The organism is Dongia soli (assembly GCF_034044715.1).
In the GTDB taxonomy this organism is placed as follows: Bacteria; Pseudomonadota; Alphaproteobacteria; order Dongiales; family Dongiaceae; genus Dongia_B; species Dongia_B soli.
In genome coordinates this window covers 76,756-89,106 of record NZ_JAXCLW010000008.1, presented here as the reverse complement: position 1 = coordinate 89,106, position 12,351 = coordinate 76,756, and the positions used below count along the sequence as shown (strand labels likewise).

The 12,351-nt window shown below is 58.9% G+C and carries 15 protein-coding genes and 1 riboswitch; of the genes, 10 read left to right on the top strand and 5 right to left on the bottom strand.

The genetic code is table 11. From position 1 onward, the window contains the following. The 3 genes from ku to SMD27_RS20510 form a co-directional block, all read right to left on the bottom strand. A complete protein-coding gene (gene ku / locus SMD27_RS20520) occupies positions 1-888 on the bottom strand; it encodes a non-homologous end joining protein Ku (protein WP_320510312.1) in 888 nt (295 codons plus the stop codon). A 148-nt stretch (positions 889-1,036) separates the two neighbouring features. Continuing rightward, positions 1,037-1,543, bottom strand: a complete 507-nt coding sequence (locus SMD27_RS20515; protein WP_320510311.1) for a PAS domain-containing protein — start codon at positions 1,541-1,543, stop codon at positions 1,037-1,039. Between the two features lie 133 nt (positions 1,544-1,676). Further along, the gene (locus SMD27_RS20510; protein ID WP_320510310.1) at positions 1,677-2,039 is read right to left on the bottom strand and encodes a hypothetical protein; all 363 of its coding nucleotides are present in this window, start codon (positions 2,037-2,039) and stop codon (positions 1,677-1,679) included. 174 nt (positions 2,040-2,213) lie between these two features. Between SMD27_RS20510 and SMD27_RS20505 the strand changes: the two genes are divergently transcribed. The 3 genes from SMD27_RS20505 to SMD27_RS20495 all read left to right on the top strand — a co-directional run bounded on the left by SMD27_RS20505 (position 2,214) and on the right by SMD27_RS20495 (position 4,492). Further along, positions 2,214-2,480 carry a hypothetical protein gene (locus SMD27_RS20505; RefSeq protein ID WP_320510309.1) on the top strand — a complete coding sequence of 89 codons (267 nt, stop codon included), beginning with the start codon at positions 2,214-2,216 and terminating at the stop codon, positions 2,478-2,480. 125 nt (positions 2,481-2,605) lie between these two features. Beyond that, positions 2,606-3,652, top strand: coding sequence for a glucose 1-dehydrogenase (locus tag SMD27_RS20500; RefSeq protein ID WP_320510308.1), 1,047 nt, complete (start codon positions 2,606-2,608; stop codon positions 3,650-3,652). Between the two features lie 96 nt (positions 3,653-3,748). After that, a riboswitch (FMN riboswitch) is annotated at positions 3,749-3,902 on the top strand. An 83-nt stretch (positions 3,903-3,985) separates the two neighbouring features. After that, positions 3,986-4,492: a 6,7-dimethyl-8-ribityllumazine synthase gene (locus tag SMD27_RS20495; RefSeq protein WP_320510307.1), complete on the top strand. Its 507-nt coding sequence runs from the start codon at positions 3,986-3,988 to the stop codon at positions 4,490-4,492. Positions 4,493-4,535: 43 nt separating this feature from the next. Here SMD27_RS20495 and SMD27_RS20490 read toward each other — a convergent pair whose 3' ends face one another. Further along, positions 4,536-5,264 (bottom strand): class I SAM-dependent methyltransferase, encoded by a 729-nt coding sequence (locus SMD27_RS20490; RefSeq protein ID WP_320510306.1) that lies wholly within the window; start codon positions 5,262-5,264, stop codon positions 4,536-4,538. A gap of 45 nt (positions 5,265-5,309) precedes the next feature. Then, entirely contained in the window at positions 5,310-6,023 is a 714-nt protein-coding gene (locus tag SMD27_RS20485; RefSeq protein WP_320510305.1) for a 4'-phosphopantetheinyl transferase family protein, read from the bottom strand. A gap of 325 nt (positions 6,024-6,348) precedes the next feature. Between SMD27_RS20485 and SMD27_RS20480 the strand changes: the two genes are divergently transcribed. Genes SMD27_RS20480 through SMD27_RS20450 form a run of 7 tightly spaced genes read left to right on the top strand, consistent with a single transcriptional unit; the run spans position 6,349 to position 12,350 of the window. Further along, complete coding sequence (locus tag SMD27_RS20480; protein WP_320510304.1) at positions 6,349-7,101, top strand: beta-ketoacyl synthase chain length factor; 753 nt, start codon at positions 6,349-6,351, stop codon at positions 7,099-7,101. Next, positions 7,091-7,867 (top strand): lysophospholipid acyltransferase family protein, encoded by a 777-nt coding sequence (locus SMD27_RS20475; protein ID WP_320510303.1) that lies wholly within the window; start codon positions 7,091-7,093, stop codon positions 7,865-7,867. The genes SMD27_RS20480 and SMD27_RS20475 overlap by 11 nt, the downstream gene beginning before the upstream one ends. Then, positions 7,845-8,120, top strand: a complete 276-nt coding sequence (locus tag SMD27_RS20470; protein ID WP_320510302.1) for a phosphopantetheine-binding protein — start codon at positions 7,845-7,847, stop codon at positions 8,118-8,120. Before SMD27_RS20475 ends, SMD27_RS20470 begins: the two co-directional genes overlap by 23 nt. Positions 8,121-8,124: 4 nt before the next feature. Continuing rightward, a complete protein-coding gene (locus tag SMD27_RS20465) occupies positions 8,125-8,373 on the top strand; it encodes an acyl carrier protein (RefSeq protein WP_320510301.1) in 249 nt (82 codons plus the stop codon). Then, positions 8,348-8,935, top strand: coding sequence for a COG4648 family protein (locus SMD27_RS20460; protein WP_320510300.1), 588 nt, complete (start codon positions 8,348-8,350; stop codon positions 8,933-8,935). Before SMD27_RS20465 ends, SMD27_RS20460 begins: the two co-directional genes overlap by 26 nt. Further along, the gene (locus SMD27_RS20455) at positions 8,932-10,653 is read left to right on the top strand and encodes an AMP-binding protein (protein ID WP_320510299.1); all 1,722 of its coding nucleotides are present in this window, start codon (positions 8,932-8,934) and stop codon (positions 10,651-10,653) included. The genes SMD27_RS20460 and SMD27_RS20455 overlap by 4 nt, the downstream gene beginning before the upstream one ends. Next, complete coding sequence (locus SMD27_RS20450) at positions 10,650-12,350, top strand: glycosyltransferase family 2 protein (protein WP_320510298.1); 1,701 nt, start codon at positions 10,650-10,652, stop codon at positions 12,348-12,350. The genes SMD27_RS20455 and SMD27_RS20450 overlap by 4 nt, the downstream gene beginning before the upstream one ends. Position 12,351: the final 1 nt, after the last annotated feature.

Genomic DNA, 12,351 nt, shown 5'->3' with positions numbered 1-12,351 from the left:
TCAACCGGCCTTCCGCCGTGCCGGCGCCGCCTTCTTCTTGGCGGTCTTTTTCCCTTTTGCCGCCGCGCTGCGGCGTGAAGTCCCCGCGGCTTTCTTGGTACCGGCACCGCCTTTCTCGCGGCCGGCGCTCTGCCGTAAGGCTTCCATGAGATCGATGACTTTGCCCGGCTGGATGACCTTGAGCTTGGGAATAGGTTTGCCTTCCAGCTTCGCTTTAACCAAGTCAGCCAGAGCAGCCTCATAGCGGTCATCGAACTCGCGGGGATCGAATTCTCCCATTTTGGTGTCGATGATGTGCTTGGCGAGATCCAGCATTTCGCCTTTGATCTTCATTTTCGGAATGTCTTCAAAGGCCTCTCTCGCGGACCGGACTTCATAATCGTAATTCAAGGTGGTCGCGATCATGCCCGGCCCGTGCGCCCGGATGAGCAAAGTGCGCACCCGGCGAAACAGCACGGTCTGGGCGATAGCCGCGACATTGGCCGCCTGCATGCCTTTGCATATAAGGAAGAAGGATTCCTCGGCATTCTTATCGGCCGGTGCCAAATAATAGGGCCGGTCGAAATAGACATTGTCGATATCGTCGCAGGCGATAAAAGCATCGACCGAGAGGGTCTTATCGCTGGCCGGGACCGCAGCCGTTATCTCCTCCGGTTCGAGGATGACGTAATCGTCATCACCGACGCCATATCCCTTGACCTGGTCCTCACGCTCGACCGGATCACCTGTTTCGCTGTCGATGAATTGCCGGTGCACCCGATGCCCGGTTTCCCGGTTGACCGTATGGAAGGCCATGCGTTCCGAGGTCGAGGCAGCCGTGTAAAGAGCGACCGGACAGGTCACTTCCGCGATCTTCAGATAGCCTTTCCAATTGGCTCTGGGGGCCATGACCGTGCTGACCTCTCTGGATGCCGACTCATCTGCGTAGGCAACCCCCACGTAACCGTGCTATGGGCCATAAGTTCCGGACCTCGCCGGACAACCTGATGCAATATTAAGCAAGAACGAGAATCGACATCGAGCGGGCGGGATAACCCTATATAAGTTTGGACAGCCCGGCCCAATCCGCTCCCGTCTCCGGGCGCAACTCGGCATCCTTCACGCCGTCGAATTCGCCATAATCCTCTATGGACACGCATTGCGAGAGCGTGCCGTTTATCTGGAACGGAAATAAGGCGACCCATATGACCCTGGCGCCGGGATTGTCGCCGCTCCAGGGATAAGTCCACACCCGCGGGCGCCCGGTCTTGCTCGCATCCTCATAGTAACCCAGCATTTCCTGGATACTGGCGGCATAGGTCCCGGTCGCGAATTCATCAAGATACCGCCCGGTCAAATTCATGCCGGTCATTTCATCGACGCTCGTTCCGCTCAACCGGAAGCGGACCCGGAACGGAGCAAATTCGAACTCGCAGATCATCAGATAAGGAAGGATCGATTTGACCTGGGCCGGATCGAAAAGTGCTCGCTCCGGAACGGCGTCTCCCGCGAGACTGCCCCAATAGTCACGAAGCTGGCAAATATTCTTTGGCGCCCATTGCATGCCGTTACGCCTTGATGACTCCACAGGTAGGGAGCACCTTCATCCACGACGGACCAGGCTCCCGGTTCGCTCTGCCAATCACTGAACATGGCCAAAGCCAAGCAGCCTAACTATTCGGACTAATAATAAATAATTATAAAAGAAGCATGAAGTTGGCTATTTCGCCGCCGATTTTCACCGCGGCCCGCGACTCCCTTCTAGTAAGAGAACAAACAGCCGCGACCGCGCTCCTTAGGTATAATATCATTGTGATCTCAGCACCGGTTTGAGCGTCCTGGATCCCGCGCATCGTTATGACCCGAAGCGCATGAGCAATTGCGCCAGCTGCGGTCCCAGCCGTCGCAGTTCCTCGAGATGCATGGTGGACATGCGGGCGAGCAGCTTTCTGGCCCGCGGCCAGAGTTTCATATTCAGCCTTGGTCAGGTTGTGGTGGTGGTTCTTGCCGTTTTCTGACTTCGGTCCTTCCATAACCGCCATTTCATCCGCACCCGTCATCGTCCCCCGCCATCCCTTCCTTAAGCTTACACTTGATTTATATCGCTTCACGACACAATTATATCGTACTACGATATAATTACGGCCGCCCGCCGACGACCATCCACTTCCCAGAGCATTCGCTTCGAACGGTTGAGCCGAGGACATGAATGCCTGTAGCCAGAGGAGTCCAGGATGGATTTGATCCGTAAATTGAACGCCAAATTGGTCGCGCTTGATTATCGAAACAGGGTGATCGCCTATTCCGACAGCGAGGATGCGCAGCGCTTTTTGGATGAGATATTGAGCGCACAGCCGTATCGGGTAACCGAAATCAGGATCCATGACGTCTGTCCCTATGTCTGGACAAACCCCGACAAGTGGTACGCGGAAAACACTCCCCTGTTACGCTACCAGGGACCCGGCGCATCGGGGGATGTGGCCCTCCAGACCGCAGGCTAACGCTTGTCTCCCTGACGACCTCGTTCCTCGACTCACTTGTTTCCCGCACAACCGCAGCGGCCGGAACGTTCTCCTGGAACGTTTTTCAACGTGAAGCGGTTGAGTCGGCAGAAGTGAGGGTGTCGATGCGTGCACTTACGCTTATTCCCGGCCAAAATCATTCCCTGGCATTACAGGAAATCGATCAGCCGGATTGTTCCCTTGGCCATCTCTTGGTGCGGTGCCTGGATCTGGGGATCTGCGGCACCGATATCGAGATCGCCGCCGGCAATTACGGCTGGGCGCCGGAAGGCAAACAATATCTGGTTATCGGCCATGAAGCCCTGGGCGAGATCATCTGGGCGCCAGATGACAGCGGCTTTCAGCCGGGCGATCTTGTGGTCGGATTTGTGCGCCGGCCCGACCCCGTTCCCTGCCCCAACTGTGCCGCCGGCGAATGGGATACGTGCAGCAACGGCGAATATGTTGAACGCGGCATCAAGTCGATCGACGGCTATGGCAGCGAACAATTTGCACTGGCATCCGCCTATGCGATCCGGGTGCCATTGTCGATGCGCGCCACCGCCGTCCTGGTGGAGCCTGCCAGCATCGTCGCCAAGGCTTGGGAACAGATCCGCCGCATCGGCGCCCGCGCGCACTGGCAACCGAAATGCGCCTTGATCACAGGGGCAGGCCCGGTCGGCCTGCTCGCGGCCTTGATGGGCGAACAACAAGGCTTCGACATGCATGTCTTCGATCAGGTGGAAACCGGCCCCAAGCCGGATCTCGTCCGCGCATTGGGCGCCACCTATCATAGCGGCAAGCTGAAGGACCTCGATCTGCGCCCCGACATCATCATCGAATGCACCGGCGCGGCGCCGGTGATCCTGGATGCTTTTGCTTTGAATGGCCGAAACGGCATCGTCTGTCTCGCCGGCTTATCCAGCGGACAGCATGCACTCGATTTCGATATCGGCGAGATCGGCAGGCGCCTGGTGTTGGAGAACGACTTGATCTTCGGCTCCGTCAATGCCAATCGCCGGCACTATGAACAGGCCGTGGCTGCGCTCCGCACCGCCGACCAGCTCTGGCTACAGCGCTTGATCACGCGCCGTGTCCCGCTGGAGCAATGGCCTGAAGCCTTCGAACGCCAGTCCGACGATATCAAGGTCGTGATCGATTTCACCGGTTAGCGGTTTCAGCTTCCTGCCGGCTCTCAGCGGCGGGCTTGCGGCGCGCGCCGAAATCCCCTATGGAATCGCCGTTATCCGGGCTCGACCCGTATGGCAAAACGTTCTCAGGGCGGGGTGTGATTCCCCACCGGCGGTGATTGCGCATGATCGCATAAGCCCGCGAGCGCTTTCCGGAATCGATCCGGCAAGGTCAGCAGATTCGGTGTGACTCCGAAGCCGACGGTCATAGTCCGGATGGAAGAGGACGGGATGTCGCCGACATGTGGGCGCGTAGCGTCCTTACATGGATAGCCCGTTTGCCCTGATTCCGGTCCCAACGCTTGAGGTACCAAAATGAATCAGAGCCAGATCAGCACTATTTCAACGCCAAGCAAAGCTCCCACGGAGGGTGGCCGCATCGCCTTCATTCAATCGTCCTGGCACAAGGATATCGTCGACCAGTGCCGCATCGCCTTTGTGGCGCAGCTGTCGAAACTCGGCATCACCGAAAATCGCATCGATGTCTTCGCCGTCCCCGGCGCCTTCGAAATTCCGTTGCAGGCGAAGATCCTGGCCAAGACCGGGCGTTATGCCGCCGTGGTCGCCGCCGGCTTCGTCGTCGATGGCGGTATTTATCGCCACGAATTCGTCGCCCAGGCGGTCATCAGCGGCCTGATGCAGGTGCAGCTCGAAACGGAAACGCCGGTTCTGTCGGCGGTCCTGACGCCGCAGCATTTCCATGACCATGAAGAGCACCGGAAATTCTTCTTCGAGCACTTCCTGGTGAAGGGTACCGAAGCTGCAAATGCCTGTGCCCAGACCATTGCCAATATGCAGAAGCTGAAACAGGCCGCCGCCTGATCGGTCATGAGCCGGCGGCGGTGCTCGAGACAGTGCCGCCGGCTTAATGCTTTACTGCGACCAGATTGACGAGGGTTTCTTCGCGCTCCATCGGCGGCTTGATGCCGAACCATCTCTCCATGATGCCGAGATCCGAGCGGCTCCACCAGAGATAGGGATAGGAGACCGAGCGCGGCCGGATATTGAATCCGGCATCGCGGATCATCTGCAGATATTCCGGCGCAGTCCGTTGCACATCCATCGGATGACGGAAGAGATAACGAATGAGCCAGGAATGAATGTATTTCCTGGTCGATTCCGCAAAAAGCAGCAGACCACCTGGCTTCAGCACGCGGTAAAACTCCCGCAAAGCCGCCTCCTGGTCGATCAGATGGTGAAAGGTCTGATGACAGAACACCATGTCGGCGGATTGTGCCGGCATCATCAGGCGCGAACTGGTGGATTGCCGCAGCTCGACGGTGAAATTCTCCTTGGCGATCCCCGACGCGGCCGCCTGGAGCATCGCCGAGTCTATATCGACGCCGATCATGCGTTCCGGTTTGAACCGTTCATGCAGCAATTTGAACGAGCGGCCGAGGCCGCAACCGACATCGACAATGACCGGATATGACTGCAGGCGATTCTCGATCAGCCGTTCGAGATCGTTGACCGCCCGGGTGAGGACATGAGTTGCCCAGGTTTCCGTCTGCAAGAACCAGATGCCGAAACGCGATTCCGGTACATACATATCTGCAGTGAGACGATCGTTCCGCAGATACCCCAGTTGATGCATCGATGACCCCTGCTCTGGCATATGCGCCTTCCCCGCGCATCTGACCTATGACTGAGTTTCCATCATCTGCAACTCCTGCGATAAATGCCACCATTTTAACGGCATGTGTGACGTGGGTGATGCTTTTGCCCGATAGCTGCGCGCAACGGCCAGGCTGAATTGTCGCTGCGTCGCAAGGCAGAGCATCCGTTCATGCCACAGCGACCAGGACGCACCGTCGAGTGAGGCGAACCAGATGCCGGTATCGGGGCCGGTATCAGCACGGTCTTGCTTATCGGTCACGGCCGGCCACCCCTCCCCTGTCGCTTTAGCCATGGCTTCCCGCAACGTCCAGAGACGATAGAAGCCAGGCATGCCATGTTGCGCCGCCCGCCGCACCTCCTGGGGTCCGAAGGCGGATTCCGCCATGCCCTGCCAATTCCGGTCGGATCGCAGCATTTCGAGATCGACGCCGATCTTCCCCTCCTGTGACATGCCGCACATGACCCAGCCACCGGAATGCGCTATCGAGACCGACGGCAAAAGGTGGTCGGGCTCAGGGGAGCGTAAATTGGGCGAGAACACGATTGGCCGGCCGGAAGATTCTGTCTCTATCCGCCAATCGGCAGCGACATCGCCAACAACGCCTTGCAGCAGATCATAGAGCAAGGCGCGGCCTATCCGGCTCCGCTCGGCTATTGTTCCCATGGGGGGAAGCCGGTGGGACCAGCGTTCCAGCATATCCGAGGCGGCCTCGCCCTCCTCTCGAAGAATTGACACAAAACTCATATATTTCAATAGGTTCGGGGTCTACGGGAAGGCTTCCATAAAGTGCTGGAGCCGTATTATAATGTTTTTTGCTAAATTTGGGGGCTGGGGGTATCGGATGCCCTATTGGGAATCCGGATGCGGTTGCGGCCGAGCATGGAGCGATGGTCAGGGTTAAAAGGCGCAATGCCGGGGCGAAATGTGCCGCTAGCTATCATATTGTCCGCAATCAATTTATTTCCGGACATCGCATAAGCGACAAGCCGCTGGAAGCAAGGCACGTGATGCCGAATTTCCAAAGCGCGTCTCTGTCACTGAACGACCCGTCATACTGAAGATGATGCAGCAGGAACTTCCCATTTTTGTCGAAGATTGGTTTGCCTGGGCGCCGGGTCTCGAGACGCGAGCAGACTGGCGCGCCTGGGCTGGTGTACCCGGCGGCGGCGAACCAAGGGATGGCGAAGGCCTTGGCACACTTCCCATGATGCTGCGTCGGCGGATCGACACTTTCGGGCAAAAAGTCATCGGCGCGGCCCTTGCCTGCGACAGCATCCAGACAACCCGCTATATCTTCGCTTCCCGCCACGGCGAATTTCCGCGAACCCTGCGAATCCTCGGGAATCTGGCGCAGCAACAACCACCGTCGCCGGCCGATTTTAGCCTGTCCATCCATCACGCTCTGGCGGGCCTTTTGTCGATCCACACCGGCAACAAGGCGGGCCATACGACTATTTCGGCCGGCCGCGATACATTCGGTTTTGCAATGCTGGAAGCGGCCGCCAACCTGGCGGCCAATCCTGACGAAGCGGTGCTGCTCGTCTGCTATGAGGAGCCGCTTGCCGGTGATTATCAGCGGTTCCAGGAAAAGCCGGAGGCTGGCGCGCCCTTGGTCGTCGCTCTCAAACTCAGCCGGCAGCCGGTCGGCGATGCGCTCCATATCTCTGCGGCCGCAACCGAATCGACGCCGTCCCGCAACCATGCGGTCGAGAGCAATGCGATCGAAGATTTCCTGAAATTCTTTCTGTCCGGATGTGATACCGCCAGCTCGACCGGCGAACGCATGAGATGGCGGTGGCAACGTGCGGCTTAACCATATCGATCGCGGCTGGCGGGTCATCGCAACGGGCTTTGCCTTTTCCGTCTTTTTCGGCGGCGGTGCGCTGGCGGCGCTGACTGTCCTTCCCATCGTGGCCAAACTGAAGATCGATGGCGCCACAGGTCGGCGCAATGCGCAGCGTTTCGTCCAAGGCCTGTTCCGGGTTTTCGCGGCGATGCTGCAAGGCCTCGGCATCCTGCGCTTAGAGGTAGTAGGTGCGGAAAGGCTGGCAGACAGCCAGGGCCATCTCGTCATCGCCAATCATCCGACCCTGCTGGACGTAGTGTTCCTGATGGCCTTCATTCCGCGCGCGCAATGCATCGTCAAACATGAATTGTGGAACCACCGCTATCTCGGCGGCGTGGTGCGGCTTTGCGGTTACATCCCCAACAATCTGGAACCCGAAGCGCTGCTCGACGCCTGCAAGACCTCGATCGATAGCGGCGACAATCTTATCATCTTCCCCGAAGGCACCCGGACTAGGCCCGGTGAGCCGATGCGATTCCACCGCGGCTTCGCCAACATCGCCTTGCTCGCCGAAGCCCGCATTCAACTCGTCACGATCCTCTGCAAGCCGATCATGCTGCTGAAGGGCGATCCCTGGTGGCGCGTCCCGCCCCGCCGTTCGCAATTCACAGTAACAGTCGGTGACAGCCTGGATTCAAAAGTGCTATTGCGCGAACAAAGCAGATCGATCGCAGCCAGAGCACTGGTCCGCCATATTGAAGGTTATTACGGTGAACAACTTGCAACTCAATGACTTGGAACACGACCTGAAAGAGCTGGTCGTCCGGACGCTGAAGCTCGAAGGTATCGAGCCCGGCGATATCGACAGCAACGAGCCCTTATTCACTACGGGACTTGGTTTGGATTCCATCGACGCGCTTGAACTCGGCGTTGCCATTCGCAAGACCTATGGTACGAAGATCGAGACCATCACCGATGAGGTGAAGGCGCATTTCGCCACCATCCATAGTTTGGCAAAGTTCATTCAGGCGCAGCGCAAGGACTGAGACAATGTTATCCCGTGACGAGATTTACCAGGCCCTGCGCGGCTATCTGGAAGAGATGTTCGAGGTGCCGGCGGAAAAAATCACGCCCGAAGCGTTGCTATACGAGGACCTCGATCTCGACAGTATCGATGCGGTTGATCTGATTGTGAAGCTGCAAGAATTGACCAAACGCAAATTCAAGGCAGAAGAATTCAAGACGGTTCGCCGGGTGAGCGATGTTCTCGACCGTGTCCAAGCCATCTTGGCGGAGTAAATCCGGAACAGCCTTAATCATTGCCCTGGCGGCCCTCGGCGTTGCCTATCCTTTCTTCGTGTATTTCAGCCGGGATATCATTTCTCCTCGTGGCTTCATCGCGGCGGCGCTCATCCTGTTGGCTTTGCGGCTGATTGCGGCGAAATCTGAGATCGCGCGGTTTTGGCGGGTACCGCTGCTGGTCGCCGGACTTTTGTTGCTGATTGCGTCGATCCTGGATTCGGCCTTCGCCGTCTCCGCCTATCCGGCCCTGATGAGCCTTGTCGCCGCCAGCGTCTTCGGCTGGTCGCTTTATTGCCCGCCCAGCCTGATCGAGCGCATTGCCGTCCTGACCGATGGCGAACTTTCGCCGAGCGGACAGCTCTATTGCCGCAAGGTAACGGTCCTCTGGTTGGTCTGGTTGGTCGCCAATGCGATGATCGCTATCGGCCTGTCCATCTGGGGCAGCCTCGCCACCTGGACGCTTTGGACCGGCCTCATCTCCTATCTTATTACCGGTGCCTTGTTCGTCGGCGAGATCGGTTTCCGTCACCTACTCAAATGGCGCCGGCAACAGTCATGACCGCCGGTTCGATCGCCCGCATATTTGCTGATGGCCGAGCAGCGGCCGCGACCGTCGCCGCGACAGGCGGCGAGTGCATCGATCTTGCCCAGTTCCACCGCGATGTCGCCGGCAATGCGGCTGAGCTTCGGCGCAACGGCTGTCGCCAGGGATTGCTTGCCTGTACCGATGCCTATTGGACGGCGGTCGGCCTCCTTTCCCTTTTTCATGCCGGGGCAACGGCGCTGATGCCGCAAAACGTCCTGCCGGACACGCTGATGCGTATCCGTGACCGTTGGGATCATATCGTCAGCAACCGCCCGGTGGCGCAGGACCTGCCGCTTCTCCGGCTGGAACATCAGCCGGAGCAAGTCGGCGCTTTACCCGTCCTGACGGCGGAAAATTGCCGTCTCGATCTCTTTACCTCGGGCACGACGGGCAATGCGAAATGCGTGACGAAGACACTGGCTTTGCTCGAAACTGAGGCCCGGGCCATCGAAAGCCTGTTCGGGCCAGATCTGCCAGCAACCGGTTGGGTGCACGCCACGGTCTCGCCCACACATATGTATGGTCTCACCTTCCGGCTGGTCTGGCCGCTTCTGACCGGCCGGCCTTTCCATGGCTATAGCCACGACTTCTGGGAGACCGTCCTCGCCGAAGACCTGCACGGCGCCGTCCTGGTGACCAGCCCTGCCCATCTCAGCCGCCTTTCCGGCTTGCCGTCGCAGAGCGAGCACAACCGGCCGGCATTGATCCTCTCCGCCGGCTCGCCATTGCCGGCAAGCGCGGCCCGCGAAGCAACTGATATCCTATCCCTGGCGCCGACCGAAATTTTTGGCAGCACGGAAACCGGCGCGATCGCCTATCGCCATTGGCGGAACACAGATCCAGCCTGGCATCCATTGCCCGGTGTCGCCGTCCGGCAGCAACCTGACGGATGCATGCAGGTCCGCTCTCCCTTCATCGCCGGGGACGGACTCTATGACAGTGCCGATCTCATCACGCTGGCGGCGGACGGTTCCTTCCGCAACCGGGGCCGGGCTGACGACATTGTAAAAATCGAAGGCAAGCGGATCAGTCTCCAAGAGATCGAAGCTGCTTTGCTCGGCGTCGACTTGGTAAAAGCCGCTGCCGTCATTATCATGCCGAGCGATCGTCCGCGCCTGGCTGCCGCCATCGTGCCAAGCGAGTCGGGGACGACGCGATTGAAGGAGATCGGCGATTTCCGTTTCGGCCGGCTGTTGCGCCAGCAGCTCGGCAGGCAGCTGGAATCCGCTTGCCTTCCCAAGCACTGGCGCTTCGTCGATGCGCTTCCCGCTTCCACGCTAGGCAAGCGGCGCGCGTCGGACATTTTGGCATTGTTCAATGAGGAAAATGTGACCATCAATCCGGACCGGCCGCAATATCCGGAATTGCGCAATCTACGGCCCATTGGAAACGGCATCGAGCTTGATCTCTTTATTCCATCCGGCTTGCAGCAGCTCGACGGGCATTTTCCCGGCTTGCCGATTGTCCCGGGCGTGGCGCTGGTCGACTGGGCGGCTCACTACACGGCACAATATCTCCATCTCGGAGACGGCGTTGCTTCGTCCTTGCAGGTCAAGTTCCGGCGCATCATGCCGCCGAACCGAGAGGTCACACTGACCCTCAAGCATCTGGTCAACCAGAATCGGATGAACTTCACCTATCGGCATCGGGACGATGTGCTGACCTCCGGCAATTTTACCTTATCGCCGTGACCGGCCAGACCCGCTTGTTCCGCCCTTGCGCCATCATTCCGAGCCGCAATCACTGGCGGGCCCTATCATCCATCGTTGCCGCGTTGCGGGCACTCGATCTGGCTGTTTTCATCATTGATGACGGCAGCGACGAACCGGCTTGTTCCGCCTTGGCGAAATTCTCAAAAGCCGATCTTGGCGGCGGCGCGGTCCATCGTTTTGCCGTCAATCAGGGAAAAGGCAGCGCCGTCATCCAGGCCTTTCACATGGCCCTGGCGGCCGGCTACACCCATGCCCTGCAGGTCGATGCCGATGGCCAGCACGATCTCGCGGCTTTGCCGAAACTGCTGGAACGGGCCAAGCGGCATCCCGACGCCCTGGTTACGGGTGTGCCGGTTTATGACCGTTCCGTCCCACTGGGCCGCGCGATCGGTAGATGGGTGACGCATATCTGGGTCTGGATCGAAACCTTGTCGTTTCAGATACGCGACAGCATGTGCGGATTTCGCGTCTATCCGCTGGCTGCGGTCGCGGCGCTTCTGGCCGAAGAAGGTATTCGCGGCCGACGGATGGACTTTGATACCGAGATCATGGTGCGCCTGTTCTGGCGCGGCACGCCGGTAAGCAATCTGCCGGTTTCCGTCATCTATCCGGCGGACAATACGTCGAACTTCGAGCTCTGGCGCGATAACCTGCGCATCAGTTGGATGCATACGCGCCTGGTCTTCCGAATGCTGACAAGTCTGCCAGGGATTCTACACAACCGCCCGGCCCGGTTGCCGAAGGATCGGGAGGGAATACATTGGGCTTGGCTGGCGGAACGGGGTACCGGTTGGGGGTTGCGTTTCTGTTTCGCCTGCTATCGTCTGCTAGGCCGCACTGGCTGCCGCGCCGTCTTGGCACCGATCGTTCTTTATTTCTATCTGACCGGCCGCGAACAGCGACAAGCTTCGCAGCAATTTCTCGCCCGGGCCTTTCGCGCGAAGAACCGCGGCAAGCCCGGTTTCACGGACAGCTACCGCCATTTCATCTCCTTCGCCGGAAGCGCCCTTGACACTTTCATCGGCTGGACCGGTCGGATGCCAGGTGAGGCCATTCAGCCGGGGAAGGTCGATGATCTGAAGGAAGCTGCCGCTGATCCCTATGGCGCGGTGATCATCGTCTCGCATCTCGGCAATGTTGATTTGTCGCGCGCGCTGCTGGACAATGCCACGCGTAATCGCCTGGCAGTTCTGGTTCATACGCACCACGCCACCAACTACAACAAGGTCTTGCGGGAATTTCGCACCGCCGCTGCGGTCAATACGATCCAAGTGACGGAATTGGGACCGGAAATCGCCGTCAATCTCAAAGAACGCGTGGATCGCGGCACCTGGGTCGTGATCGCCGGCGACCGGACACCAGTCGCCAGCCGCAACCGCGTCGTCAGCACATCATTTCTAGGTGAACCGGCCCCCTTATCTATCGGCCCCTATCTGCTCGCCGCCCTGTTGGACTGCCCGGTCTACACCCTGTTCTGTTTGCGTGAAGATGATCGATATCGGCTGTATTTCGAGAAATTCGCCGACCGCATCGATCTCCCGCGCCATAGTCGAGAGCAAGTCTTGCAAGCTCATGCACAAAGATTTGCGACGCGGCTCGAGGAATATGCGTTGCGCGATCCTTACCAATGGTACAATTTTTTTGATTTTTGGGCGCCGTCTCATGATGCGGATTAGA

Coding starts and splice junctions, on each gene's coding strand:
- ku (WP_320510312.1), bottom strand. CDS start 888: ATGGCCCCCAGAGCCAATTGGAAAGGCTATCTGAAGATCGCGGAAGTG.
- SMD27_RS20515 (WP_320510311.1), bottom strand. CDS start 1,543: ATGCAATGGGCGCCAAAGAATATTTGCCAGCTTCGTGACTATTGGGGC.
- SMD27_RS20510 (WP_320510310.1), bottom strand. CDS start 2,039: ATGACGGGTGCGGATGAAATGGCGGTTATGGAAGGACCGAAGTCAGAA.
- SMD27_RS20505 (WP_320510309.1), top strand. CDS start 2,214: ATGGATTTGATCCGTAAATTGAACGCCAAATTGGTCGCGCTTGATTAT.
- SMD27_RS20500 (WP_320510308.1), top strand. CDS start 2,606: ATGCGTGCACTTACGCTTATTCCCGGCCAAAATCATTCCCTGGCATTA.
- SMD27_RS20495 (WP_320510307.1), top strand. CDS start 3,986: ATGAATCAGAGCCAGATCAGCACTATTTCAACGCCAAGCAAAGCTCCC.
- SMD27_RS20490 (WP_320510306.1), bottom strand. CDS start 5,264: ATGCATCAACTGGGGTATCTGCGGAACGATCGTCTCACTGCAGATATG.
- SMD27_RS20480 (WP_320510304.1), top strand. CDS start 6,349: ATGATGCAGCAGGAACTTCCCATTTTTGTCGAAGATTGGTTTGCCTGG.
- SMD27_RS20465 (WP_320510301.1), top strand. CDS start 8,125: ATGTTATCCCGTGACGAGATTTACCAGGCCCTGCGCGGCTATCTGGAA.
- SMD27_RS20455 (WP_320510299.1), top strand. CDS start 8,932: ATGACCGCCGGTTCGATCGCCCGCATATTTGCTGATGGCCGAGCAGCG.